Consider the following 25615-nt stretch of genomic DNA (forward strand, 5'->3'; position numbering starts at 1 on the left):
CCGCTCACGCCCCTTCCCCAAGGTACTGCGCCGCAAAATCACGCGCGAGGTTGACTGCGTTTGCCACGCCCTTGCTTGTGATCGTCGCGCCGGTCAGCGCCTGTATTTCATTTTCCGCCCCGCTCGGCGTCTTGCCGACGGTAAGCGGGCCGTCGCTGCCGATAAACTGTTCTAAGAACTCCGGTTTGACTGCATTGGCGCCCAGCCCCGGTGTTTCGTCGTGCGACGTGATCTCCACGCCTTCCACCTTGCCGTCCATGCTAAGGCCGACTGTGAGCGTCAGCCCCGGCTTATACCCCTTGGTGACGATCGCAAAGGTGTAGCCGATCTTTTGCCCGTCCTTCAGTCCCTCGTATACTTCCGTGATATCCGCAAATGCGTCTTTATCGTAATCCATTCCCTCCAGCGCGACCTGCCTAAATTCCTGCGCCCCGGACAGCACCATCTGCCGTGCTTCGGTCGCTTTTTTCAGCTCCTGCTGCGCGATCGGTTCCTTGGTGATGCCGTACACGAGCCCCAGTATGAGCCCTGCACAAACGGTAATGATCACAAGGCGTATCACAAGGTTAAAAATGCTGTCATTCTTTGCCTTATTCATTGACCTTTTGCACCTCCCCGAACGTTTTCGGTTTCAACACCTTGTCGAGAAGCGGCGTCAAAAGGTTCATAAAGAGGATGGAAAACGATACGCCCTCCGGATAACCGCCCCACAGCCGCACGATCATTGTGATCGCGCCGCAGCCGATCCCGAATATGATCTGCGCTTTCGGCGAAGAGGGCGAGGAAACATAATCCGTCGCCATGAAGAACGCCCCCAGCATCAAGCCGCCTGCAAACAGTTCAAACAATATCATTTCCGGATGTCCGGTGAGGAGCGTGATCAGCGCCACCGTCCCCATAAAGCTAAGCGGGATGCGCAGCGAAATGACCCTGCGTGCAAGCAGGTATATCCCCCCGATCAAAAGGGCAAGCGCGCTCGTTTCCCCCATGCTGCCGCCGATCTTTCCCAAAAACATATCCATCAGCGGCGGGATTGCCGTGCCGCCCTCATGCAGCACGCCCAGAGGAGTCGCCGACGCCACGGCGTCCACACCTGCAAACGGCGCAACGAAAGTCGTCATTGCCACCGGCCAGGAAATCAGCAAAAAACAACGCGCAGCAAGCGCCGGGTTCATGAAGTTGTGTCCCAATCCCCCAAAGCACTGCTTCACGATAATGATCGCGAACGCCGACCCGCACACCGGAATGTACCACGGCACATTCGGCGGCAGGTTGAGGGCCAGCAAAAGCCCTGTCACCACAGCGGAAAGATCGCTGATCGTGACCGCCCGTTTCGTAAAATACTGGATCGCCGCCTCGCAGCCTACCGCACTTAAGATACACAGCGCGATCGTCGCAATACAGCCTGCGCCGAAAAAGTATACGGCGGCAATACACGCGGGAATAAGTGCGATGATGACATCCAACATGATCCGCGATGTACTAAGGCCTGATTTGATATGCGGCGAGCCCGACAAAATCAACTCTTGTTGCATAGCGTTTCCTTTCTCTCCCAGTTATTCCTGCGCATGTTCGCGCTTTTCCGCCTCTTGCTTCGCTTTTTCCTTCATCTTGTTCACCATGATCATGTCCTTGGCAAATTTGATATTTTGTGCGATGGGCTTTTTGGCGGGGCAAATGAAGCTGCAGCAGCCGCAGCTCATACAATCGAGCGCGCTGTATTTTTCCGCTTTTTCAAAATCCTCGAACATTGCCGAAGCGGAGATCATCATGGGCATCAGGCGCATCGGACAGACCTCCGCGCATTTGCCGCACTTGATGCAATTGCTTTCTTTTTCTTTTTTGGTATATGCCTTGTCAAGGACGAGCAATCCCGAAAAGCCCTTGGTGATCACACAATCCATCGTCGGTACGGGCAAGCCCATCATCGGCCCGCCGGAAACGATTTTCAGCGGCTCTGACGAGCAGCCTCCGGCATAGTCGAGCACCTCCTGTGCGCTCACGCCGAGGCGCACCAACAAATTCTTGGGGGTATTCACCGCGCCGCTCACCGTCACCACGCGGCGCAAAAGCGGTTCCCCGGTATAAAAAGCATCTGCGATTGCCTTGGTCGAAGCGATATTTACCACCACAACCCCTGCGTCCATGGGCAGCCCGCCCGCCGGGACAACGCGCCCCGTAATGGAATTGATCAATTGTTTTTCCGATCCCTGCGGGTATTTCGTAGGTACCACCGCCACACGGATCGCGTGCGTATCTATGGCCGCCGACATCTTTCCGATCGCCTCCGGCTTGTTGTCTTCGATCCCTATGATCGCCTTTTTTACATCCAGCGCACGCATCAGTATTTTTACGCCGTATATGATACGCTTGGGGCATTCCGTCATCAGCCGGTGATCCGCCGTTAAGAACGGTTCACATTCCGCACCGTTAATAAGCAGCAGGTTGACTTTTTTATCCGGCGGCGGGCAAAGCTTTACGTGTGTGGGAAACGTTGCGCCGCCCATGCCCACATTGCCCGCTTCTTTGATGGTCTCGATGATCTGCTCCTTGGAGAGTTCGTCGATGTTTTCCACGGGCGTAAATGCCTGCTCGTCCGCAAAATCGTTCTCTATCACGACCGCCGGCACCGGCTTTCCGTTGATACCCGGGATCTCTGTGATTTCCTTTACGGTTCCTGAAACGCTCGCGTGCACATTCGCGCTTACAAACCCCTGCGCCTGCCCAATTTTTTGCCCCATGAGCACACGCTCGCCCACAGCGACGACCGCTTTTGCGGGCGCGCCAATATGCTGGCTTAAAGGGATCTTCACGATCTCTCCCGCCGGCATCTCTTCTATCGCACGGTTTTCCGTCAGTTTTTTTCCTTCATGCAAAGACTTGAGCGGATGAACGCCGCCCACGAATGTAAGCCCCATTTGTTACCTCCCAATTGCGACTCCTGATTCTGAAATACCTTCCCTATTGTATCACAAATATGTGCTATACAAAAGTAAAAAAGAGCTTTTTCGCCGAATTCAATCGTCATGTTTTTCACAATCATAAGCCCGGCGCACCGTTGTCTTTCATTCTTAAAAATTTGTGGTTTATTGCTTTTTTTAATGGAACGGTCTAGAATAGATTTATCAAAACAGCGCGGAGGAAATTGATTTTGAGTGGCATCATCCCGATCCTGATTTTAGTCGTAACACTGGCATTGGCGATTCTTTATTGTTTTTGGGGATACCGATATTTAAGGGTGATCATGTTCCTGTATGCGTTTTTTATCGGCGCATACTATTCCTATACCTATTTGGGCGGAACCTTTCCCGACCTCGGCAACTGGCTGTGGCTCATTTGCATCGGCGTCGGCCTGCTCCTCGCATTCCTGGCGTTTTTCTTTATCAAGTTTGCCATGTTCGTCGCCGGCGGCATCATCGGCCTGATGCTTTTCGACCTGCTCAGGAACACCTTCCCCGAGTGGTTTTCCTCCCTTAACAGCCTGCCGCTTTTCTTAGTGGGGCTCACGTTCTTTGTCCTTCTCGGCCTCCTGACATTTGCCTCCAGGCGGCATTTTGTGATCATTTTTTCATCGGTGTACGGCGCCTATTCGCTGATCCATACGGCAGGCGCGCTCATCGGCCTGTGCTTTAATACCGCGCTCATCGGCAGTATCACCATCGGCAACTACCAGGATATTTTCAGTTCGGTCAATGTCTTCAACCAAGCAAGCATCTGGGTCATGGTCATTCCCGTCGTCATTTTTGCCATTGCGGGCATGATCGCCCAGTACCGGTTCACGTCTTCCAAAGCAAAGCATTGATATCAGGGTATTGCCAAGCATATGCCGTCATGATATACTGGAAAAAACTAAATAAAAATGTGCAGAGTAGGTTTTGCGCGTCAAGTGTATAAGGATGGGATGTCGCCTTATAACGAAAAGGCTTTTAAGCCTTGCGGTTCAAAACTGCGTCCGCTGCTCACAAAAGAAATCATAAGGGCCTTGCTCTTTCTTTTGTAGAGGCTGCCATTTTTACGAAAGGAAGGGTATTTTTATGTCAAAAATTTCTCCTAAGACCTTGCGGCTCGTTTATTGCGCCACATTTATCGCCATCGCTGTCGTCGTAGGCAGTTTCCTGTCCTTTTATGTGACGGAAACGATCAAGTTCAACCTGGCTCCCGTTGTGGTCATGTTCACCGGCGCTGTGCTGGGGCCCATCTGGGGTGCGGCTGCCGGCGGCATTTCCGACCTTGTTTCTTTTTTAATCGGCACGGCAAACAAGCCCGGCCCATATTTCCCCGGCTTTACGGTCACCATGATCCTTTACGGACTGCTTGCCGGACTGCTTTTTTATAATCGGAGACAACCTGCGCAGGTTCCCGGCCTGTCAAGGATCGCCCTCGGTACGGTCCTCATCCAAACCATTTGTTCCTTGCTCATCAATTCCTTCTGGAATTATTTCCTTTACGGCCCCACCTACCTCGTGGTATTGACGACACGCCTGCCGTCGACATATATCATGTGTGCGGTATACGTCGTCTTTATGTGTATCCTCATCAAAAACAAACCCAAAATGTTTAAGACCTTATACAATGGATAAAACAAAAGCGGTACCGAAAAGATGCGGTACCGCTTTTATTTTGCCTTTTAGTTGCCGAGGCTCTCTACTGCCTGTGTGCTTGCCGCTACCAAATCGCTTAAGGTCGCTTCCGGCGAGCTTTTGAAAAAAGTAGCGATGCTCGACTTAAGCGACTCGACTTGCTCGTCGATCTGTGCCTTGACCGTTTCGTCGCTCTTTGCCTGCTCTACCAACTCTCCATAGTTCGACATCATGGCGTCGCCGACCTTGAGCAGGACTGCTTCTGCTGCCGCAAACTGTTCGTCGCTGTTCGCCGCGTCCCATTCCGCGCCCGTCCAGGACATATAGTCCGTATTCGCGGCTGCCGCAGGTTCGCTTGCTTCTGCCGATTCGGAAGGCACAACCGAAGCGGACGTTTCTGCCGCGGGTGTCGCGCACCCGGCCAACATTGCCGCGCACAGCACGGCTGTTACGATGATCAGTGTTAGTTTTTTCATGTTTTTCTCCTTTATTTTTAAAAAAATTTACTTTGGTTTTTATATCATAAATGGAATGATTTGCGTTATTCACATCGCAGACGACACCGTTGCCACGTGAACGACATACTTTCCCGATATCAGGACGCATAAAAAAAACGGTATCGCCGGAAAGGGCGATGCCGTTTTAAAATCCTTATCCTGTCCTCTTCACTTTTTTGGTTTTTTGCGGTAGCGGTCTTCCTCGCTGAAAATGCAGCCGCAGTATTTTTGCATATATAATCCAAGCGAACGCGCTTCTTCCTGCCCTGCGCGGAAAAGCGGCCGGAAATCCCGGTACAAAAACCTTGTCCCATACTTTTGCGCGGCGCGTTCCGCGGTTTCGCAGATCATTTCATGGTTCTGGTACGGGCTGACAAGAAGCGTCGTCAGATACGCATCGAACCCATTTTCGGCCGCGTATTTCGCCGTTTCCTCCATGCGCGTTTCATAGCAATAGGCGCAGCGCTTATCAAACTCCGGCGACACCTGCGCGACGAACGTACGCAATCCGTATTCGCCGTGCACCACAAGCGGCAGGCCCATCGTCTTTGCGTATTCGACCGCGGTATTCTTCCTGCTCCTGTATTCCGTATAGGGATGAATGTTCGGGTTGTACCAAAACCCCGTAACGTCCATTCCTTCCTCCCGCAGGCTTTTTACGCACGCCACCGAACAAGGCGCGCAGCACATATGCAATACTATCTTCATTTTACATCCTCTTATTTGTCTTTTTTGTATATTACGAGAAAAGCCGATCCGTACGGATCGGCTTTTCCAAAAATAATAAAAGGGTGGGGATTGACATATCCTAAAACTTGTTTAAGATATGTTTTCATTCTAACTCACAATTTTTATTTTGGCAAGGGGTAATTTGTAAACAAATCGTGAAGTCATCCTTTTGCCTTTTCAAGCCGTTCCCTGACATATGTCGGCAGCGCGAAGCAGCCCTTATGCAGCTCCGTATTATAATATTTTGTACGGATACCGAGCGCGTTCCATGCCTGTGCGTCAAAGGCAGTCGGCTGTACCCCCTTGGATGCAAAACCAAACAGCCAGTGTCCGGAAGCATAGGTCGGCATATGGAATTGGTACACCCGGCACACCGGGAATACCGCGGAAAGCTTTTTGTGGGCGCGCTCCATTTCAATGGCATCCCCCTCATAATAGGGGCTTTCGTGCTGGTTGATCAATATTCCTTCTTCGCTAAGCGCCGCATAGCAATCCCGGTAGAACTCTTCGGAAAACAGGCCTTCCCCGACGCCGATCGGATCGGTGGAATCCACCAGGATCAGGTCATATCTTTCCGTCGTATTTTTTACGAACGCCGCACCGTCCTCAAAAAACAGGCGCACGCGCGGATCGTCTAATTTACCCGCCGTCAGCGGAAGGTATTCCCGGCACAGATCCACCACTTTCCGGTCGATCTCCACCATATCGATGTGTTCTACCCCAATATAGCGCACCAGCTCGCGCACCGCGCCGCCGTCGCCGCCGCCGATGATCAGCACGCGCTTTGTTTGCGGACGTACCGCCATCGGTACGTGTACGAGCATTTCATGATAGATAAATTCATCGCGTTCCGTCAGCATGATAAAGCCGTCCAGCGTAAAAAAGCGTCCATATTCATAGGACTCGTAAAAATCGATCTTCTGGAATTCACTTTCGGTATTGACAAGATGCTCTTTTATTTTGATACCGAACTTCGCGTTGTCCGTAAAATACTCAAAAAACCATCCGTCATTCAAAATTTCTGCCATAAAATATCTCCTTCATCTCCCGCTCCAAATTGCGCTCGATCCTCTTTTTTGTCTTTTCGTTCAGGCCGTCCGCATCCAGGTTGAAAAGGTAATTGTCCAAATCGTATTCCTTGAGCATCATGCTCGTGTGGAACACACGCTCCTCGTAAAGGTTTACATCATATGTCTTATACCGCTTAAGGATCTTCTCCGAAATAAAATCCTGGATCGACATGATATCGTGATCCATAAATATCTTCTGTCCCTCTTCCGTACGCGTAAACCCGCGCACGCGGTAATCCATGGTGATGATGTCCGAATCGAAGCTCCCGATCAGCATATCGAGGGTCTTTAGGGGCGAGATCTCTCCGCACGTCGAAACGTCGATATCCACGCGGAACGTGCACACCCCGTTTTGCGGGTGGCTTTCCGGATAGGTATGCACCGTGAGGTGGCTCTTATCGAGGTGCCCCACTACGCTCTTTTTATGCGGAAACTCTTCTTCGGCGATCAGCATGGTGACCGATGCGCCCTGCGGGTCGTAATCCTGTTCCGCAATATTTAAGACATGTGCGCCGATATCCTGCGCAACATCCCGCAATATCCGCGTCAATCGCTCCGAATTATAATATTCGTCAATGTATTCGATATAACTCTGCCTGTCTTTTGCCGTGTTTGCATAGCAAATGTCATATATATTAAAGCTCAGCGTTTTCGTCAGGTTGTTGAACCCGTATAATTTCAGCTTCTGCAAAGCGGTCGATCCTCCGCGCGTTTTCTTTTTATTATAGCACCAATTCCCCCCAAATTAAAACCTGTTGTTTGGGACGCGGACACCTTTTTCGTTGTTTCACACATTTGTCACACATCGTGCGTGCTTTCAGCTTTTCCATCCATCTTCACACGTTCAGGCCGTTTATACTAAATACAAGCGAATTTTTGGACAGGGTATTTCACGAAAAAATACCAACGGGGTCAGAAATGGAATAGTGAAAACGACAGGAGGATCGTACCATGAGATTTCAACGTGCGACAGATTACGCAATCCGCATCTTATGTTATTTGCACGAACACAACAACCAGCTTTCCACAGCGGCAGACCTTTCGGAAAAGCTGGGGATCAGCTATCTATACTTTATGAAGGTGACCGGCTATCTGAAACAGGCCGGGCTTTTAAAATCGGTACAGGGCTGTAACGGCGGTTACCAGCTCGCAAAGCGCGCCGAGCAGATATCGCTTTATGATGTCGTCAGGGTCATCGAAGGCGAGATCATCATCAACCGCTGTTTGGAGCATGACGGCTTTTGCAGCCGCGGCGCGACGGATTATTGCCTCGTGCACAAATTTTTTGAATCGTTCCAGCAGGGAATGGTCGATGAATTGAAAACCAGGCATATCTCTGACCTTTGTGAAGAAACCAAAACTGCCCGATCGCGATCCACAGCGGACGCGAACGCACTTCGATAAAATTTTGAAAAATGAAGGAGAAAAATTGAGTGAAGAATAGAACCAGGCTTTTGACGTTGATTGTGGCAATACTGTTCGTACTCGCCATGGCCGTATCCCCTGCGTTTGCGGAGGAAGCTGCCGACGTCAATCCAACAGACTTGTCCCAGACAGAATCCACAACCACAGAAACAGAAGAAGAACCCCCCCGATTCCCCCACCGGGGAACCGACCCTGTCGCCGGAGCCATCCCCATCCGCGTCCGGCACGCAGGATGACGTTGCAGGGCCGGCTGCCAGTGCCGATCCGTCCGCTTCTCCCTCGCCTTCGGCCAGTGCCGGCACTGCCGTGGATGGGGAAAGCTTATTGACAGAACTCGATATCATGCCCATGATGCTCGTGCCCGGTGCGGAAGTAACGGTCACCTCCTGGGACGATTTCAAGGAATCTGTCGAACAGGCGGAAGTAGATGGCAAGATCATCCACATAGACCCCAGTCTCGCAGGCATTATGCCCGCGGCGCTTACGATGAATATCACACACAGTAACAGTGTGGTCATCGATGGCGGAGGGCAAACGTTTACCTCCCCGGCAGGAGCAAAAGCGTTTACGTTCAATAATACCGGCTCGGGCAGTATTATTCTTAAGGACATGACGCTTGACGGAACCGGCGGCAGCGGCGGCATGCTTTCCTTTACACGAAGCGCGTTTACGCTGGATAATGTAACACTGCAAAACATCAGCGGGACGGCGATCGCCACCTCCGGCGCAAACGCCACGGTGCGCAATGTGACGGTGGACACAGCGACAAACGGCATCGCCGGAAGCGGCACGCTCGATATTGCAGGTTCTACATTTAAGGGCATTGCGGCGACGGCGGTCACTGCGGGGAGCGGGAACGCAACCGTTACGGATACGACGTTTGACGGCGTCACCAACGGCGCAGGGATCCGCGGCGGCGCAGGGATCCGCGGCGGCGCAGGCACCCTCGACGTTACGGGCAGTACGCTCAAAAACATGACAGGAACCGCTGTTGTAGGCAGCAGCGGCACGGTCACCATTGACGACTGTACGTTCAGCGACATCAACGGCACCGGCCTTGCGGGCGGCGGCAATGCGCTCGTCAAAAATACGCTGTTTGAAAATGTACGCAACAATTTGGGCGGCCACGGCAGCGCGATTTTGAGCCCCACGAACCTTACGGTTGAGGACTCCAGCTTTGTCAACAGCGCTTCCGCGCTGGACGGCGGCTATATCCAGGGCGCGATCGTTTCCTATGGCGGAACGGGACGCACGATCAACATTACGCGTTCTTATTTTAAGGACAACAAGGCTTCGCGCTATGGCGGCGCGCTGGGATTTTACCAGTTCGGCGGCACGGCCAACATCAGCTACAGCTATTTTGACGGCAACGGTGTGAGCGGTAAGAACGCGAGCAGCGACGGCGGTGCGATCGGCGTTTACAACAACAGCTCCTCCGTCATGTGCGATATCACGGTAAATAACAATACCTTTGTCAACAACACGGCGCAGGACGACGGCAGCGCCCTGTTCTTTGAGGGCCGCAACGACATGGTCGTGGCCAATGTTATGCACAATACGTTCTATGGGAACAAGGCGAGCAAGTATCTCCTTTCCGTAGCGGACAGCGGCGGTGTCGTGCAGCTTTCCCTGGACGTGGTCGGTCATTTTACGAATAACACGTTCATCGGCAACACAGCGCCGAACTACGCGAGCAAGCACGGAGCGGGCGCGGCGGTAGGCGCGCATATCGACTCCGCGAACGCGGCGGTGCGTCCCACGGCGACGTTCCAGAACAATATTTTTGTGGGTAACGGCGGAAACGGCGGCAATAACTATGCATCGCGCAATATCGACATCACGGACGGCACCGATCTTGGCGGCAACGTGGGTTATGACAACGGAACGGCGGTTGATGCGGCCGTTACGGCGGATGCAGTGTTCGGAACCAGTCCGCAGCCGCGCGCAAACAATACACAGTACGGTTCTGCAGGAAAGGCGGGCTCAGGTTATACCTCGGCCCTGGCCACAGTCACGATCCTTCCGGACGACGGCGTAACAGGGTTTGCCGACAATACGGCGGGCTCGCCCGTCTATGGGAAAGACGCCCGCGGATTCACGCGCGACAGCAGCAATTCCGACGCAGGCGCGATGGAAATCAAGTTTGTGAAGTTCGATGCAAACGGCGGTGCGTGGAGCGGCCTTACTTCCCTCACGTACGACGGCTCGAAATATTATGCGGACGATACCGCATCCACGGGTTACTTTCTTGTGGCGGATCCGGGCGGCAGCGTATCGGTACTCACAAGCGACCTGCCGACCAACGGCGCGAAAATCTTTGACGGTTGGTATGATGCGCCGACAGGCGGCAATCAAGTAACGGGAAGCGTGGGCGCGACAGACCAGACGCTGTATGCACACTGGGCCGATGCCGTTCCCACGACGTATACGGTCACCTACTACGGAAACGGCAGCGACATCGGTGTTGTTCCCGCACAGGAAACTTATAACGACGAGGATACAGCGACGATTGCAGGCCCGGGCACAATGGGTAAAACCAATGCGGCATTTGCCGGCTGGAATACAGCCGCCAATGGAACGGGCACTCCCTACACCGTTGGCCAGGCTTTTACGATCGATGCAAACCTTGAGCTTTACGCACAGTGGAACGAAGGACCCATGCCGATCACCCTGTATACGCTTGATTTCGATTCGCAGGGCGGCAGCGCGGTGGATTCGATCCACAATATCGAGTCGGGTTCCAAAGTCACTGCTCCGGGATCTCCCGCGAGGGCCGGACATACGTTTGACGGCTGGCACCATGTGCCCAACTGCACATGCGACCCGGCAGAGCCTTGCTGGGATTTTGACAGGGACACGATCAACGGCGATAAAACGCTGTATGCGCGCTGGCAGCCTGTAGCCCAGACCCTGTTTACGGTAACCTTCGATTCGCAGGGCGGCAGTGCGGTAGGCCCGGTCACGGACATCGTTCCCGGATCGCGGATCACGGCTCCGGCGCCGCCGGTGCGCGAAGGCTATACCTTCCGCGGCTGGTACCAGGAGAGCGCATGTATCAACTATTGGTTCTTTGACTACTACGACGTGAACGAAAGCCGTACCCTGTATGCGAAGTGGGAACCTGTCACTGGTACGGCAGGTACTACGGATACGACAGGTACTACGGGTACAACGGCGACCTCCTCGTCCGATACGCCGAAAACAGGCGATAACAGCATGGTCCCCACCATGTGGCTGATTATCGCTGCTGCGGCGGCAGTACTGGCGGTTGCATCGCTCAAGTTCCTGCGCAGGCAGGATAACTAAAGCCCCCAACCTCATGGAACGGAGAAGCGCCCCCAATCCGCTTCCTCCGTTCCTATCCTCATAGCCGCCCCTTTTTTGACAAAGGGGCGCAAAAAAAGAGCATGGAAACTTCCATGCTCTTTTTTATCGTATATATCACCATATTATTCCGCACTCTCCGAAGGTTTGGCTGCCTCCACTGCCGTCGGTGCGTTTGCGAAACGGTACTGGATATCCTTGCCCCGTATCTCCGCGATCTGCATCATCTGCGTCACGGTAACGAATTTATAGCCCTCGTCCTTTAGCGCCTTGATGATCTTGTCGTAAGCATCCACCGTTGTTTCGTGGATGTCATGGGAAAGCACAATACCGCCGTCTTTTAGATACCCGCCGTCGTCGCTGCCGTTCACCACGCGGTCGTAAACGCTGTCAGGGTTCTTATAACCGCCCTTTGCGTCCCAGTCACGCGGATCCACCGACCATAGTATCTGTTCCCTGCCGATCTGCTCTGCCAGTTCCTCTGTCATAGAACCATACGGCGGACGGTCGATGAGGGCCCGAAGGCCCGTAGCCGCTTCAATGGCATCGTTTGCCTTGCCGTATTGATCCTGCATGATCTGGTCGAGCGAAATCGTTTTCAGATCCTTGTGGTTCCAGCTGTGCGTACCGATCTCGTGGCCTTCTTCGTATTCGCGCTTCACGATATCCGGATACTCCGCCACATTCGTGCCGACCACGAAAAACGTAGCCACCACGTCGTTGTCTTTCAAAATATCCAGCAATTTTTCCGTATGCGGCCCCGGGCCGTCGTCAAAGGTCAGCGCTACGACCTTGTCGTTTAACGGGTCGATCCCATCGAGGCTTTTCGGCGGCATATATCCTTCCTTGGCCTGCAATTGCTTTAAATTCGTCGATACGACCGCCGTAGGGGAAGGCGTCGGTTCCGGCGTCGCCGTCGGGGTCGGTTCCGCCGGAGCGGATTCGTCCGGCACTACAGCATCCTGGCTGGAGGTGATCGTCGTCGGGACTGCCGACGGTTCCCCGCCGCCTGCCAGCCCGCAGCCTGTAATCAGGGCAATGCACATCACGCCTGCCATTACCATGCTGATCCATTTTATTTTTGTGTTCATCCTCGTTTCCTTTCGGGCAAATATCTGACTACCATTGTATACAGTATAATATAACCCGTTTGGGCTTGTAAACCCATGGATGCTTTTTTATTCGGATTCAGCCGCAGCTTTTGCGGTGGGCGCGCTGCGGAACAGATAGGTCAGTTCCCCGCCCCTGATCTCCGCGATCTGCATCATCTGCGAAATCGTCACAAATTTATAGCCCTTTTCCTTGAGCTCCGGGATGATCCTCCCATAAGCGTCCACCGTGGACTGGTAGATCTCGTGCGACAAGACGACCGCTCCATCCTGCACCACGCCGCCGTTCCATCCGTTCATGACATGTTCGTACACTGTGTCCGCGTCTTTATATTTCCAGTCCTCCGGGTCGACCGACCAGAGGATCTGCTCCCTGCCGATCTGTTCCGCTTTTTCTTCCGGCGTATTGCCGCCCGGCGGACGGTCAAAAAGCGTCCTTAAGCCTGTCGCGGCCTCGATCGCATCGTTTGCCTGCGTATACTGCGCGAGCTGTCCCTCCACCGAAAGGCCCTTCCATTCGGCCGCCTCCGGATGGGTATAGCTGTGCGTGGCAATCTCATTGCCGTCCTCATAGGCGCGCTTGACCACGTCCGGGAATTGCTCGACCAGGTTTCCTACCACAAAGAACGTAGCCACGACGTCATTTTCTTCCAATATATCGAGCAGCTCCGGTGTTTTCACGGGATTGGGCCCATCATCGAACGTGAGCGCGATCACCTTGTCGTTTAACGGATCGATTCCCTCAAGGCTTTTGGGCTGCATGAACTTATCGCTTTTGGGCTGCAGCTGTTTGATCTCCGTGACTGCCTGCTGTGTGGGCTCCGGCGTCGCCGTTGCAGCCGGCTCAGGGGCAGCGCTCTGTTCCGGCGCAGCTGCCTGTGTTTCTTCCGGTACGACCTCGTCTTCCCCCGACGTGATCGTCGTCGCGGCCGCCGCCGTTTTCTCTCCTGCGATCATGCCGCAGCCGCAGGCGCATACGACGCAAAGCACAGCCGCAAGTATGATACAAATCAATTTTCCTGTCCGTTTCATTCTATTACCTTTCCATTACAGTATGATTCCCTCTGGTTTCCCATTATAATACGATATGTATCCAAGTTGCAAACTTTCCAATAAAAAGCTCCGGGCATGCCGGAGCTTTTACCGTTATTATTTATTCCGATCCTTCCCTGGAAGGGCTTGCGGACGCGTCCGGCCCGGAGGATGCCTGCTGGTCCCCGGCCTTGCCCGTTTCGCTTTCCCCGGCCGTCGGCGCGTCATAAAATTTGTATTTGATCTCGCCGCCGCGGATCTCCGCGATCTGCATCATTTGCGTGATGGTCACAAATTTATAACCCTGGTTTTTCAGTTCCTTGATGATGCGGTCGTAGGCTTCCACCGTCGTCGCATGGATGTCGTGCGAAAGGATCACGCCGCCGTCCGCAACATAGCCTTCCGCTTCCTTGGAATTCGACCCTTCCCCTCCTTCGATCACATTCGCATAGATCGTTTCCGGGTCGCGGTTGTCCGGTACCCAATCCTTAGGATCCATCGACCAGATGACCTGTTCCCTGCCGAGGGATTTGGCTTCGCTCTCCGTCATCGTTCCTCCCGGCGGGCGGTCGATCATTGACCGGAGACCCGTCGCCGCTTCAATGGCGTCGTTCGCTTTACGGTATTGCTCCAGCTTATCGCCCACGGACAAATTTTTCCACACCTTATTTTCCGGATGGTTCCAACTGTGCGTGCCGATGTCGTTGCCTTCCTCGTAGGCCCGCTTCACCAGTTCCGGATATTTTTCCACGTTGGTTCCTACGACAAAGAAAGTCGCTGTCACACCATTTTCCTTGAGGATATCTAGCAATTGGGGCGTGAGCGTTTCGTGCGGCCCGTCGTCGAATGTCAGCGCCACCACCTTATCATGGAACGGATCGATCCCCTCAAGGCTTCTGGGCGGCATAAAATTCCCCTCGATCTGCAGCTGCGGCAGGCTCGTCTTGAAATCCGCATATTCCGAGCTCGCCTGCTGCATATCAGAAGAAGACAGCGTGCTTGGAACCATCCCTGCCGGCGCGCCGTCCACGCCGTAGATCAGCTGCTTACTTTCCGGCTTTAAGAGCGCGTCAAGCTCCGTTAAAGGGATGCTCACTTCCAGTGTACCTGCCTGCGGCGGCGCGATCGTGTTTTTATTGAAAATAAACATGACCTTATCGTCCGCCACCACAAAATTACTGTAGTTTTCCTCTTTTGCGGCTGTTCCCTGCGCAAACATATCCTCGTCCATGCTCTTGCGCAGTATCTCGTTGCGCAACAGGTAATCGGCCGCCGTCTTTGAAATCGTACCCAAATAGTTCTGACCGCTGTCAAATACATCGGTAAGCCCCATCCTGGCGCCTGTCGCAAGGTCATAGGTAAAACCGTCCACATAATTTACCTTGTTGTCTTCGCCGCCAATATCCGTGTCCTGCGTGAATTTTACACTGAATATTCCACCATCTGTCCGGTAGGGCTTGTAGGTCATGCTCATGGAAAACACCTTGTCCGCGTTTCCCTCCTGTGCGTGCGCCGCTTCCGCCCCTGCACGAAACGCGCTGACCGCATCGTTTACAAACGCTTCCAGCTCCGCCGTGATAGCGGGCGATGCGTCAAGCGCGGGATAATCTACAGAAACCAATGTGTTTCCTTCTGTTTCCAATATATTTTTTGTCGTTACGCCATCCGCCTTTTCGACCTGCCTGCCTTTGGCAGCGGAAGTAAATTCCGTCCGCAGCGTTTCTGCGTCCTTGTATCCTTCCTGCGCACCGCCCCGGTTCGAGCACGCAAACAAAAACGGCAGCACCAGCGCCGCTGCACACAGAAAAGCAATCGTTTTTCTCGCCGTATTTCTCATACATATCCTCTTTTCTGCTGCCAGTATACCATATTTTTGATTTTCACGCTACGCCGTCTGGTTCGCCGCCTCCAAAAACCACTTTTGCCCGTCCTCCAGGTACAGGTAGAACATGCGCGTGCCGATGTAACACGTATAGCGCATACCGAGTCCGCCGCTCTTCAGGCTCGCCGCGGGCACCACACGCGTTACCCGCGAGATCTCGTATTCCGTGCCCCATTCGGAGATCATCGCCACCGGGCGGATCGTCCCTTCCTTCGTAAATTTTGCCACAACGTCAATATACCGCTTTTTCATAACCTGCTGTTCGGGAAAATGCTCCGTTTCCCTTCCTCCAATTCTGCCAAATCTCTCTCCCGCAATACGCTTGCGCGCAAAAGCGAATCGTTTCCAAACCGTTCCCTGATCTTCTCCACCGCGCATTCCGCGCGTATCCTTTTCTCATCGATGAATAAGTCGAGCTGGCGCTCGCGCATATCGACAAGCCCTGTCGCGCGCACGCCGATGCTGCGCACCGGTACGTCGAGCGAATAGTTTTTCCGGAACAGCGTACAGGCCGCTGCCGCCAGCTCGTTCGATAAATCCGTCGGATAGGCAAGCGTCTGCTGCCGCGTCATCCTTTCAAGTTTGTTCGAGCGCACGGCGATCTGCACGCACGTACCCATCACATGATATTTCTTCAGCCGTTTGGCTACATTTTCGCACAGCGTCAAAAGCACCTGCCGCACGTCCTTTAAGCTCACAAGATCCCGAGGCGTGGTCGTGCTGTTGCCGATGGACTTGATCTCCCGGCGTTCGTCCGCACGGGCAACGGGCGCCGCGTCGTATCCGTTTGCATAACTCCACAGCATCAGCCCCCATTTGCCCAGCAGCTTTTTCAAATACTGCTTGTCGCTGCGGGCGATGTCGCCGATCGTGCGTATGCTGCACCGCTCAAGCTTCTTTTCGGTGCTCCGCCCCACATACAGCAACTCGCGCGCCGAAAGCGGCCATACCCTCTCCCGGAAATTTTCAAAGGTGATGACGCTTGTCGTATCCGGGCCGCCCTGGTCGGAGCCCAGCTTGGCAAAAATCTTGTTGTAGCTCACGCCCACCGAGGCCGTGATCCCCAGCTCGCGGCGGATCGCCGCGCGGATATCGTCGCCGATCTCTTTCCCGCGGGCCGCGTCCACGTCCCTGCCCGAAACGTCGAGCCATGCTTCGTCCAGCCCAAAAGGCTCCATCCGCCCGCTGTAGCGCAAAAAAATCTGCCGCGCCTTTTGGGAAAATTTCACGTAGATATCGTGACGTGCTTTTACGCACACCAGTCCCGGGCATTTCTGCCGCGCCTGCCAAATAGGCTCCGCCGTCCTGACCCCTGCCTTTTTTGCCCGCTGGTTTTTTGCCAGGATGATGCCGTGCCGCTTTTCCTCATCCCCGCACACAGCCACAGCGTGCCCGCGCAGGGCCGGATTTAAGAGGCATTCCACGCTGGCATAAAAATTATTCATATCCACATGCAGGATGACCCGTTCCATTTCTATTCCTACGGTCTTCCTACAGGTCGACGATAGCTTTTTTTACCTTGCCCAATATTTCGAGCTTGGTATTCCTGTCATAGATCTGCGGCTGGTGCGTTGCATCGGTGCTCATGGGCATCAGCAGGATATGGTCTTTAAAACGGGACAGCTTTTTGACCGTCGCTTCCCCTTCCACCAGGAATACGCCGATCTCGCCATCCGCAAGCGTCTGCTGCCTGTGCACGATCACCGTACTCCCGTCGGGGATCGCCGCCGCATCCATGGATGTACCGCGTACGCGCAGCGCGAAATAATCCTCCGGCGAACCGGGCAGCCCGTTCATGTCTACATAGCCGTCGACTTCTTCATAGGCCGCGATGGGCAATCCCGCTGCCGTCGTGCCATAAATGGGGATGCGCGCGCCCTGCGGCTGTTCCTGCAAATATCCCGCAGCATAAAAAAGATCCTGCAGTCGTACGCCGTTATGCGCATATTCCGCGATGCGCAGCAATACGTCCGCACTCACCTTCTGCCCATGCAGCACGCGCGAGAGGTTCCCCGCGTTGATGCCCGCTTCCGCGCAAAAACCGTTGAGCGTCCTTTCCCCTATGGCCCTGCGCAGCAGCGATGTCAGTTCTTCGTTCATATTTTCTCCTTTCCCGGTTCTCCTATCTTGCTTTTATCTTACCTCTTTTATTGCTCCAAAGCAACACTTTTAATATTAAATATTTCTTTTAAGCATTTTTGTTTGAAAAGGCCCCCTCGGTATGATAGTATAAGCAGGATGATATAAGATTGATGGCAGGGTGTATGGATTATTCGCGTAAAAGTTTATGGGCGTTCCTGCCCGGGAAAAAGGACGAACAAAAGCCGGTGGATGTATTTTTTGTCTATCCGACCATTTACGCGCATCCTTTCCGGAAAAAGCGCCACCATATGGGCATGGTCAACCCCATCTATAAGTGGATCGCCAAGGGCATGTGCGCCTGGCAGGGACAGCTTTTTGCCCGGCACTGCAATTTTTATGCGCCGTATTACCGCCAGCTCGGCCTGGAAAGTTTCAAAATGCCGCTGGACGAGGTCATGCGCGCAGAGCGTATGCCCTACGCCGACGTATACGACGCCTTCACCTATTATCTGGAACACTACAACAACGGCAGGCCGTTTATTTTGGCAGGGCACAGCCAGGGCAGCGCCATGCTGCTGCAGCTGATGCGCAAGGAGTTTACCGATCCTGCCCTGCAGGAAAAACTGGTCGCCGCATACCTGATCGGCTTTTCACTGACGCGGCGCGACTTCAAGCGCTATCCGCACCTGCGGCTTGCACAGTCCGGCGACGACCTGGGAACGATCGTTTCTTATAATACGACTGCTGCCAACGTCCCGCTCATGCGCTTCCTCCGTCCCGATTCCGTGTGCGTGAATCCTTTAAACTGGCGGCACGACGGAGCCTATGCGGGCAAAGAACTCAATGAAGGCGCAGTACTGTTTGATTTCGGCAAACGCTTCCGCTTTGAAGCCCCTCATTATACGGGCGCTTATATCGACGAGGGGCGCGGCGTACTCGTGATCGACGACGACGCGGCCTACCGCCTGTATAAAGCAAAATGGATCTTCAAAAAATTCCTCATGAACCGCGGCTCGCTGCACATGCTGGACATCGCGCTGTTTTACAAGAACCTCGAATCCAGCGTGAAAAACCGCATCGATCATTATTTTGAATCCATCAAAAAAGCTCCCTTATAATAAGGGAGCTTTTTTCATTTTCATACCTTTATGATATAGCCTTCCTTTCGTTTGGCCGCTTTGGGTTGCTCCCCATCCGCATATCCAAGCGAGATCGCACCCACGCCGGCAAGCGTTTCGCCAAGGCCCCAGCGCTTCATCAGCGCTTTTCCTTCTTCCGTCTCAAACATTTCCCGTTCCCGGTTGATCCAGCACGATCCAAGCCCCAGTGCGTGCGCAGCCAGCAGCATGTTCTCCAGCACGCAGCTCGCATCCTGCACATACGTCGGGCGGGCAGTGTCCGCAAAAACCAGTACAATGGTCGGCGGCGCATAGTAGGGGTCGATATCTTTTCCCAGCACCTGCGCGTTCATACGCGCTAAATCTGCACGCGTCTTTTCATCCTGTACCGCAACGATCGTCGCCACCTGTTTTCCTTTGCCGCTGGGCGCATATGTTCCCGCTTCCAGAACTGCGTCGAGCTCTTCGTCCCTGATTTGTTCCGGACGGTATTTGCGGATCGAGCGCCGTGTTTTGATCACATCAAGCATATCGTTTCTCATGTCTGCCTCTCCTTATTAAGCTGCTTTAAAAATCCCATGGCATCTCCTGCCATCCCTTGTGCAATCCCCCCGTCAAACAACAACTGCAGCAGCCCATAACGGTTGCGCAGTTCCTTCGCATATATGATTCCATCCCTGGCCATCTGTTCGTCGACACCGATCTGGCAGGGCAGATACGGCGCGCCGATCCCGTTTAAGATGTCCGCCATTTCTTCCGCAGAGGGCAGGCTTTTTGCTACGCGCATAATCTCGTCCCAGTGCGCGGCAACCGCTTTCCGCCTTTCCTCCACCTGTTCCAGCGCGTTTTTGCGCATCTCCCGTTCCAGGCGGATCACTTCCGGCGCCGCCGGCCCATAGACGCGGCGGATCTCCCCTTCCCACTTTTCCTGCGAAAGAACGCGATCCCCTGGTTTTAAAAAAGCCTCTTTATTATTTTTAAGCAATTCATACAATTTTAAACTGATTACCGTACCGACCGCTACCTTCAACCCGTGGAGCGCATCCGGCTTGCCCTGCTGCAGGAGCATCATTTCCCAAAAATGCGAAAGATGGTGCTCGCTGCCCGAGGCCGGACGCGAGTTGCCGACGTAGCTCATGGTGATGCCCGAAAGCACGAGCCCCTCCATTACAGCGGCGATCGCCCCTTTTTCGCGCCTGTTCGCGCCGTCCATCGCTTGTTTTACCACGTCCACACATTCCCGCATCATATTTTCCACAAAACCGCAGGCATATTCCCCTGTGACGATATGCGCCACCCGCCAATCGGCAAGGCACACATATTTTCCCAGCATATCGCCGATCCCGGCGCGTATCATTTCCATCGGCGCCCGGGCAAGGATATTTACATCCCCTATGATCGCTTTGGGCCGCCCCACTTCGTATGTCGTTTTTGTATCCTTAACGATCAGCGGCGCGACATTGGAGGCGTACCCGTCCATCGATGGCGCTGTCGCAACCATGAAATAGTCGATATGGAGCTTGTGGCTCACAAATTTACACAGGTCGCCCAGCGTCCCGGATCCGACGCACACCATCAGGTCGCAACCGTCCGGAAGCCCTGCCAGCAGCACGCCCAGCGCATGTTCGTCAGGAATCAGTTCCGCCTCCGGGAAAACGGCCTTTGTACACAAGATACCGCTGCCTGCAAGCAGGGCCTCCGCCTGTTTCCCCGCAGCCGCATACGTGTTGGCATCCGCAACCATACATATGTTCTTATAGCCGCCTTCGCGTATCATTGCCGGCAATTCCAAAAGGGCGCCTTCGCCGATCACGATCCGGTCGATCCCACACCGGTGCGTCCTGTGGCATTCGCACGCAATGTCCCGGTTCAAATACTTTTCCCAGTCACGCATCCGCTTTTCCTCCTAAATTCTTTCCCTTTGCATTATAGGGGGATTTTAAAAAGATTGCAATCAAAAAAGCCGCGCCTGTTACGGTACGGCTTTCTTATCAATTTTCCTGTTTATTTACCCTTCTGCCATGAGCAACTTTTCAAATTCGCTCACCGGCATGGGCCTTGAAAAATAGAACCCCTGCGCGATCTCACAGCCTACGCCCATCAGGAAATCCGCCTGTTCCTTCGTTTCCACGCCCTCCGGGATCACATGTAGGTCGAGCGTGTTTGCCATGGCCACCGTGTAACGGATCACCGTCTTTCCCTTTGCCGTAGCGACCGTTTCGTTTAAAAACTCCCGATCCAGCTTGATCGTATTGACCATAGCGTTTTTCAGCATATTGAGCGAGGAATACCCCGACCCGAAATCATCCATCGAAAAACGAAAGCCTGCCTGCCGCAGCTTGTTCATCTTCTCATAAAGCTCGTCCGGATTTTCGATGAACGTGCTTTCCGTCAGCTCCAGCTCGACCATCCTTTTGGGGATCCCGTATTTCTCCGTCAGTGCGATGATCTTCTCCTTGAAATTGCGGTTGAAGATATGCAGCCGCGATACGTTGACGGATACAGGCACCTCTCGGTAGCCTTTATCCAGCCATGCACGCATGCTTTTAAAGGTCTCCTCCCAGATATATTCGTCCAGGCGGATCACAAACCCATTCGTCTCAAAAAGGGGGATAAAACGCTCCGGGCCGATCATCCCTTCCTTGGGATGGTTCCAGCGAGCCAGCGCTTCCGCCCCCACGATCCGCGACGTACGGATATCGTGCTTGGGCTGTAGGTAAACGACAAATTGTCCTTTTTCAAGCGCCGCTTCCATTTCGTCTTCGATTTTCCGCTCGTCGATCTGCCGCGCACGCAGCTTGTCGTCATAAAATGCGATATGTGAAAGCGTACTTCCCTTGACCGTTTTCAAGGCCAGCTGCGCCCAGTCGCAGAGTATGCTTACCGGCGTATCCCTGTCGTCCACGATGCATATCCCAAAGTAGGGTATGATGCGGTACCCAAGCTTATAGCTTTCAAGCGCCCTTGACAGCTCCTCCGAAAGCTCCCTGATCTCCCGCCGGTCTTCATAGGCGACGCACATGCAGAAGATATCGCCGCCCAGGCGGCCATATGCGTCCTGTACTCCCATCTTTTCCCGGAGCATCGCCGCAATGAATTGCAGCAGCTTATCCCCTTCCTCCATACCGTAAAGGTCGTTGATATATTTAAAGCGATGGATATCCATGCGGATGACCGCGTATTTCTTATCCGCGTTCGCATGCAAAAGCTTGCGGGTACGCGCATAGAATTCCTGGATGTTGTAAATACCTGTGAGCATATCGAATTCTGCACGGTATTTGAGCGCTTCCTGTGACTTCGTCACTTCGTCCACATCGTTCAAAGTTCCTAATACGCGTTCAACATTTCCCTGTTCGTCCAGAATATGCGTTTGCGCCACCTTGTACCAGCGGTACTCTCCTGCCTTGCTTTTCAGGCGCAGCACCACTTCCAAATACGGACTGCCCTTCCTGATCTCCTGTATGAACTTTTCCAGCGCCGGGACATCGCCCGGATGGACTACGCCATCCTCCAGCCACGCCAGCAAAACGTCCCGGCTTTTGAGGTCGCCATAATCCCCAGCAAGCGTTTCCGCCAATTTGCAAGGAATATAACGTTCTTTTGTCTTTGTGTTCCATTCAAAGACGATCGTCCCCGTCTGCTCTAAGACGATGCGGTAACGCTCATCCGCCAGCTGCTGTTTGCGCAGCTCCTTATTTTGTTCCAGCACATCGTCCGATCTTTTCTTTTCGTCGATGTCCATAATGAAACAGAGGAATATCTCATCATCCCCTTGGCTCCGCTTGACCGGCAGTACGGTCAGCGACGCCCAGCGGTATTCCCCATTTTGCAGCAGTTTGCGGAACTCCCCGATCCTGCTTTCCGCCCCGGACGAGAACTCCCTGCGCACTTTCTCCAGCTCAAAAAACTGTAAAAACCGCTCCCTGTCTTCCGGATGGATCATATTGCCTGCGACTTCGGCCACGCCCTCCGTCAAAACACCGCCCTCCGCCGGGATCACATACTTGCCCGGCGTATGGTAAACAGCTTTGTATGTATTCTTTGTGACATTCATCTCATATAATTCATCGTAAATATTCCGCAGTGCGGAATCGTATTGCTCAACTATGTTCTTTTTATGCTCATCCTCTTTTTGCTGCGTGATATCGCGCTCCGCAAGAACGGCCACCGGGTGCTCCCCCTCTTCGACAAACACGCTGAGCTCATACCATTTGGTTTGTTCCTTTTGGTCTTTTATACAGAGCTGGACGGTCTTGAAGCGCCGGTCTCCATGCGCCATCCGGCGCAGGGAATCTACCGCGAGCAGGGACTTGATCCGTTCCTTTTCCGCCTCTTCCCCAATATGGCCGAGGTGTGCCTCAAGCATCGTTTTATAGCTGCCTTTCGGAGGGTCATTGCCCATATCCTTTCCTTTATATACGATATAGGCGCATTCTTCTGTTACAAGGTCGATCTCCGCCACCATATCGCACGACTGCCGAAACAGGCTGTATGCCCGGTTTTCCTGCTTTTTGCGTTCCTCCTGCTGCCTGCGGGATTTTGTGATGTCCTTGATCAGCACCAGGACTTTATGGTTGTCCCTGTCCCAGATCCCCGCCGGCAGGATCGTCGCGATGATCCAGTGGTATTCCCCATCTGTCCCCAGCCTCCTGTATTCCCCGATGACTTCCTTTTCCCCCGCATCAAAACGGCTGGTCAGCACAGCGGCGTCATACAGCCTGTCGTGCAAAAAGGCATCGTCCGGATGCACGGCCTTTTTTGTGTAATCCGCGTTGTCGTTGCGGTAGCTTCCGCTGCTGTCAAGGATCTTTAAGATATCCTTGTTCTGCAAAATAAGATTCAACGTGTCGTTGATCAGATCCCCTTCATAGATCTCCGTATAACTTCCATTGAGCAGGTATTCATACGCCGGGTTCAGCGTTTCGCCCTTCCCCCGCAAAGCAGCCTCCCCATCGCCCATTTCTTTGGGTATTTCGTCGCTGTGGAGTTTCGTGATGATGCCCGCAAAGAGCTGGGCATTGCCGCTTTCGTCACGCGTCACCTTACCCCTGCAATGCACCCACACCCATTGCCCGTTACGGTTTTTGACGCGATAAACAAGGTCGTGGATATCCGTGAGTCCATCCGCTAAGTCCTGCATGTTTTGGAAAAACGCCTCCCGCTGGTCTTTATGGATCAGCGCTCCCCAGACCGGTACGGTATCGTAGATCACTTCTCCCGGCAAACCGAATTCCTCCACCATCGCCGGCGGAAAACGGAACAGGTTGGTCTGCATGTTACACAAATAGATATAATCGTTGGTGCTGTCCGTCAGCGCTTCATACAGATGCTCTTTATCGTAGGCAAAGGAATCGATATCTGCCTTTTTAATCCGTCCGGTGTGGTAGGCACGTTTTTTCTGGTACATGATCTCGTCCGCGTCCGCGACGATTTCAGGTATCTGCCTTTGGTCGGAGGGCGGAAGTTCCACCAGTCCATAACAAAAGCTAAGTTCATAGGGCAGCTGCTCCCGTTTCACGGTCAGGGCCAGCTGTTCCAATATCCTGCGCATCACGCGGTCTGCCGCCCGTTCGTTGCAATGCCGGAATAGGACGACAAATTCATCGCCGCTCATACGGAAAGAGAAATTCTCCGGATCGAGCGCATCCTCAACCGCTTTTGAAATACGCACCAGGAGTTTATCGCCTTCGGTATGGCCATAGGTATCGTTTACCAACTTTAAAAAATTGATATCATACAGGCAGACCGTGATCGTTTCATTTTGCCGGCGTGCCTGTTCGATTGCCGCCTTCATTACCTCTTTTCCCGCACGCCGGTTCCTGATCCCCGTCAGTTCGTCGATGCTTGCGGCCCTTTTCAATTTTTTGGAATTTGTGATATCGGTCGACTGCTGGAGATGTACGATGCGTCCGTCCATCCACGGCACCAGGCTATCGCAGCATTCAAAGACTTTCCCGGCTGCCGAACTGTCGTCCTCCCAAACACAGGAAGGATTCGGTTGTTTGCTTGTTTCAAGCTGCGGGATCGGGCAAAATTCGCACCTCTCCTTTTTCCCTTCCTGCAATACCTTCCAGCATATTTCACCTTCCGGTTCTTCCAGCCCGTAAGTTTCCCTGATCACATTGTTGGCAAAAAGGATACGATCCGTCTGCGGATCCGTGATCAGAACGCCCATGCGGACATTGTCCATCAACTGGTTAAAGACCCATGTCTGCTCCGCCTGGCTTTCGTTCTTTTCTTTATTGGAAAAAGCGATCCGCACTGTAAAGGCCAGGGAACCCAGTATATCATTGTCTTTTTTTGTCCACAGTCCTGCCTTTTCGGCAATGATGACCCCCATCAGAAAACCATCCGCAAAAACCGGCTTCACCGCCAAAAAATCCTCGACCGCTTCCCCGAGCACCACGGCTGATTCCCGTTTGAAGCGTTCGATCCCTTCTTCGCTGCCCAGCAAGCCCGGCCAGTCCGGTATTTGAAAAACCGGGAATTCCCTGTGATCCTTCGATACAAAAACCTTTCCGTCGCGGCAGGCAGCGTATTCCTTGACCTGTCCCTGCCTGTTGAAACGCAAAAGCGCCATGCCCCGCAAGGAAATATACCCCTTTACAAACGCCATAAAGTGTTCGATAACTGCATCAAGCGGCTTCTGGTCGCACACATAGGCTTCCAGCATACCCAAGTTGCCATTCAGTTGTTTGATGTATTCCAGTTCATTCGCTTCCCGCATAATAATATACCTGTCTTAATTAGTATTGTTTTTGCAACAA

At 53.4% G+C, this 25615-nt stretch carries 22 protein-coding genes and 1 riboswitch; of the genes, 6 read left to right on the forward strand and 16 right to left on the reverse strand.

Annotated elements, in window-relative coordinates; all coding sequences use genetic code 11:
• Positions 1–4 precede the first annotated feature (4 nt).
• From BN6471_RS01840 to rsxC, 3 genes are read right to left on the reverse strand one after another with little or no spacing between them, the layout of a single operon-like run.
• Positions 5–598, reverse strand: a complete 594-nt coding sequence (locus BN6471_RS01840) for an RnfABCDGE type electron transport complex subunit G (RefSeq protein WP_066644969.1) — start codon at positions 596–598, stop codon at positions 5–7.
• Positions 591–1535 (reverse strand): RnfABCDGE type electron transport complex subunit D, encoded by a 945-nt coding sequence (locus BN6471_RS01845; protein WP_066644970.1) that lies wholly within the window; start codon positions 1533–1535, stop codon positions 591–593. The genes BN6471_RS01840 and BN6471_RS01845 overlap by 8 nt, the downstream gene beginning before the upstream one ends.
• A gap of 21 nt (positions 1536–1556) precedes the next feature.
• On the reverse strand, positions 1557–2918 hold the full coding sequence (gene rsxC, locus BN6471_RS01850; RefSeq protein WP_066644972.1) for an electron transport complex subunit RsxC: 1362 nt from the start codon (positions 2916–2918) through the stop codon (positions 1557–1559).
• Between the two features lie 233 nt (positions 2919–3151).
• Between rsxC and BN6471_RS01855 the strand changes: the two genes are divergently transcribed.
• Both BN6471_RS01855 and BN6471_RS01860 read left to right on the forward strand, forming a co-directional pair.
• The gene (locus tag BN6471_RS01855) at positions 3152–3802 is read left to right on the forward strand and encodes a TM7S3/TM198-like domain-containing protein (protein WP_066644974.1); all 651 of its coding nucleotides are present in this window, start codon (positions 3152–3154) and stop codon (positions 3800–3802) included.
• Positions 3803–3862: 60 nt separating this feature from the next.
• Positions 3863–3960, forward strand: a riboswitch (THF riboswitch).
• A 74-nt stretch (positions 3961–4034) separates the two neighbouring features.
• Positions 4035–4580 (forward strand): folate family ECF transporter S component, encoded by a 546-nt coding sequence (locus BN6471_RS01860; protein WP_066644976.1) that lies wholly within the window; start codon positions 4035–4037, stop codon positions 4578–4580.
• Positions 4581–4627: 47 nt separating this feature from the next.
• On the opposite strand, the gene BN6471_RS01865 is transcribed toward BN6471_RS01860, so the two are convergent.
• The 4 genes from BN6471_RS01865 to speD all read right to left on the reverse strand — a co-directional run bounded on the left by BN6471_RS01865 (position 4628) and on the right by speD (position 7567).
• Positions 4628–5056, reverse strand: coding sequence for a hypothetical protein (locus tag BN6471_RS01865; RefSeq protein ID WP_066644978.1), 429 nt, complete (start codon positions 5054–5056; stop codon positions 4628–4630).
• Positions 5057–5245: 189 nt separating this feature from the next.
• A complete protein-coding gene (locus BN6471_RS01870; protein WP_066644981.1) occupies positions 5246–5785 on the reverse strand; it encodes an epoxyqueuosine reductase QueH in 540 nt (179 codons plus the stop codon).
• A gap of 182 nt (positions 5786–5967) precedes the next feature.
• Complete coding sequence (gene speE, locus BN6471_RS01875; RefSeq protein ID WP_066644983.1) at positions 5968–6834, reverse strand: polyamine aminopropyltransferase; 867 nt, start codon at positions 6832–6834, stop codon at positions 5968–5970.
• Complete coding sequence (speD, locus tag BN6471_RS01880) at positions 6815–7567, reverse strand: adenosylmethionine decarboxylase (protein WP_066644985.1); 753 nt, start codon at positions 7565–7567, stop codon at positions 6815–6817. The genes speE and speD overlap by 20 nt, the downstream gene beginning before the upstream one ends.
• A gap of 260 nt (positions 7568–7827) precedes the next feature.
• Here speD and BN6471_RS01885 point away from each other — a divergent pair, with 260 nt between their 5' ends.
• The 3 genes from BN6471_RS01885 (at position 7828) to BN6471_RS01895 (ending at position 11607) form a co-directional block, all read left to right on the forward strand.
• Positions 7828–8280, forward strand: a complete 453-nt coding sequence (locus tag BN6471_RS01885; protein WP_066644987.1) for an RrF2 family transcriptional regulator — start codon at positions 7828–7830, stop codon at positions 8278–8280.
• 29 nt (positions 8281–8309) lie between these two features.
• On the forward strand, positions 8310–8537 hold the full coding sequence (locus BN6471_RS01890; protein ID WP_066644989.1) for a hypothetical protein: 228 nt from the start codon (positions 8310–8312) through the stop codon (positions 8535–8537).
• 88 nt (positions 8538–8625) lie between these two features.
• Positions 8626–11607 carry an InlB B-repeat-containing protein gene (locus BN6471_RS01895; RefSeq protein WP_066644991.1) on the forward strand — a complete coding sequence of 994 codons (2982 nt, stop codon included), beginning with the start codon at positions 8626–8628 and terminating at the stop codon, positions 11605–11607.
• Between the two features lie 143 nt (positions 11608–11750).
• On the opposite strand, the gene BN6471_RS01900 is transcribed toward BN6471_RS01895, so the two are convergent.
• The 6 genes from BN6471_RS01900 to BN6471_RS01925 form a co-directional block, all read right to left on the reverse strand.
• The gene (locus BN6471_RS01900; protein WP_066644993.1) at positions 11751–12716 is read right to left on the reverse strand and encodes a polysaccharide deacetylase family protein; all 966 of its coding nucleotides are present in this window, start codon (positions 12714–12716) and stop codon (positions 11751–11753) included.
• A gap of 87 nt (positions 12717–12803) precedes the next feature.
• On the reverse strand, positions 12804–13766 hold the full coding sequence (locus BN6471_RS01905; protein ID WP_066644995.1) for a polysaccharide deacetylase family protein: 963 nt from the start codon (positions 13764–13766) through the stop codon (positions 12804–12806).
• Positions 13767–13887: 121 nt separating this feature from the next.
• A complete protein-coding gene (locus BN6471_RS01910; protein WP_066644997.1) occupies positions 13888–15603 on the reverse strand; it encodes a polysaccharide deacetylase family protein in 1716 nt (571 codons plus the stop codon).
• 48 nt (positions 15604–15651) lie between these two features.
• Complete coding sequence (locus tag BN6471_RS01915; protein WP_066644998.1) at positions 15652–15900, reverse strand: hypothetical protein; 249 nt, start codon at positions 15898–15900, stop codon at positions 15652–15654.
• Positions 15897–17120, reverse strand: a complete 1224-nt coding sequence (gene dinB / locus BN6471_RS01920; RefSeq protein WP_066644999.1) for a DNA polymerase IV — start codon at positions 17118–17120, stop codon at positions 15897–15899. The genes BN6471_RS01915 and dinB overlap by 4 nt, the downstream gene beginning before the upstream one ends.
• A 19-nt stretch (positions 17121–17139) precedes the next feature.
• Positions 17140–17748, reverse strand: a complete 609-nt coding sequence (locus BN6471_RS01925; RefSeq protein WP_066645001.1) for a S24 family peptidase — start codon at positions 17746–17748, stop codon at positions 17140–17142.
• A gap of 152 nt (positions 17749–17900) precedes the next feature.
• Between BN6471_RS01925 and BN6471_RS01930 the strand changes: the two genes are divergently transcribed.
• Positions 17901–18848 (forward strand): DUF3089 domain-containing protein, encoded by a 948-nt coding sequence (locus BN6471_RS01930; RefSeq protein ID WP_066645003.1) that lies wholly within the window; start codon positions 17901–17903, stop codon positions 18846–18848.
• Between the two features lie 20 nt (positions 18849–18868).
• On the opposite strand, the gene BN6471_RS01935 is transcribed toward BN6471_RS01930, so the two are convergent.
• The 3 genes from BN6471_RS01935 to BN6471_RS01945 all read right to left on the reverse strand — a co-directional run bounded on the left by BN6471_RS01935 (position 18869) and on the right by BN6471_RS01945 (position 25575).
• On the reverse strand, positions 18869–19390 hold the full coding sequence (locus BN6471_RS01935; protein WP_066645005.1) for a nitroreductase family protein: 522 nt from the start codon (positions 19388–19390) through the stop codon (positions 18869–18871).
• Entirely contained in the window at positions 19387–20742 is a 1356-nt protein-coding gene (locus tag BN6471_RS01940) for a sn-glycerol-1-phosphate dehydrogenase (protein ID WP_066645007.1), read from the reverse strand. The genes BN6471_RS01935 and BN6471_RS01940 overlap by 4 nt, the downstream gene beginning before the upstream one ends.
• A gap of 114 nt (positions 20743–20856) precedes the next feature.
• Positions 20857–25575: an EAL domain-containing protein gene (locus tag BN6471_RS01945; RefSeq protein ID WP_066645008.1), complete on the reverse strand. Its 4719-nt coding sequence runs from the start codon at positions 25573–25575 to the stop codon at positions 20857–20859.
• Between the last annotated feature and the right edge of the window lie 40 nt (positions 25576–25615).

Source organism: Christensenella timonensis (genome assembly GCF_900087015.1).
In the GTDB taxonomy this organism is placed as follows: domain Bacteria; phylum Bacillota; class Clostridia; order Christensenellales; family Christensenellaceae; genus Christensenella; species Christensenella timonensis.

Coding starts and splice junctions, on each gene's coding strand:
- BN6471_RS01910 (WP_066644997.1), bottom strand. CDS start 15,603: ATGAGAAATACGGCGAGAAAAACGATTGCTTTTCTGTGTGCAGCGGCG.
- BN6471_RS01845 (WP_066644970.1), bottom strand. CDS start 1,535: ATGCAACAAGAGTTGATTTTGTCGGGCTCGCCGCATATCAAATCAGGC.
- BN6471_RS01885 (WP_066644987.1), top strand. CDS start 7,828: ATGAGATTTCAACGTGCGACAGATTACGCAATCCGCATCTTATGTTAT.
- BN6471_RS01860 (WP_066644976.1), top strand. CDS start 4,035: ATGTCAAAAATTTCTCCTAAGACCTTGCGGCTCGTTTATTGCGCCACA.
- BN6471_RS01870 (WP_066644981.1), bottom strand. CDS start 5,785: ATGAAGATAGTATTGCATATGTGCTGCGCGCCTTGTTCGGTGGCGTGC.
- BN6471_RS01900 (WP_066644993.1), bottom strand. CDS start 12,716: ATGAACACAAAAATAAAATGGATCAGCATGGTAATGGCAGGCGTGATG.
- speE (WP_066644983.1), bottom strand. CDS start 6,834: ATGGCAGAAATTTTGAATGACGGATGGTTTTTTGAGTATTTTACGGAC.
- BN6471_RS01945 (WP_066645008.1), bottom strand. CDS start 25,575: ATGCGGGAAGCGAATGAACTGGAATACATCAAACAACTGAATGGCAAC.
- BN6471_RS01905 (WP_066644995.1), bottom strand. CDS start 13,766: ATGAAACGGACAGGAAAATTGATTTGTATCATACTTGCGGCTGTGCTT.
- BN6471_RS01840 (WP_066644969.1), bottom strand. CDS start 598: ATGAATAAGGCAAAGAATGACAGCATTTTTAACCTTGTGATACGCCTT.
- BN6471_RS01935 (WP_066645005.1), bottom strand. CDS start 19,390: ATGAGAAACGATATGCTTGATGTGATCAAAACACGGCGCTCGATCCGC.
- BN6471_RS01930 (WP_066645003.1), top strand. CDS start 17,901: ATGGCAGGGTGTATGGATTATTCGCGTAAAAGTTTATGGGCGTTCCTG.
- BN6471_RS01915 (WP_066644998.1), bottom strand. CDS start 15,900: ATGAAAAAGCGGTATATTGACGTTGTGGCAAAATTTACGAAGGAAGGG.
- BN6471_RS01940 (WP_066645007.1), bottom strand. CDS start 20,742: ATGCGTGACTGGGAAAAGTATTTGAACCGGGACATTGCGTGCGAATGC.
- BN6471_RS01865 (WP_066644978.1), bottom strand. CDS start 5,056: ATGAAAAAACTAACACTGATCATCGTAACAGCCGTGCTGTGCGCGGCA.
- BN6471_RS01925 (WP_066645001.1), bottom strand. CDS start 17,748: ATGAACGAAGAACTGACATCGCTGCTGCGCAGGGCCATAGGGGAAAGG.
- rsxC (WP_066644972.1), bottom strand. CDS start 2,918: ATGGGGCTTACATTCGTGGGCGGCGTTCATCCGCTCAAGTCTTTGCAT.
- dinB (WP_066644999.1), bottom strand. CDS start 17,120: ATGGAACGGGTCATCCTGCATGTGGATATGAATAATTTTTATGCCAGC.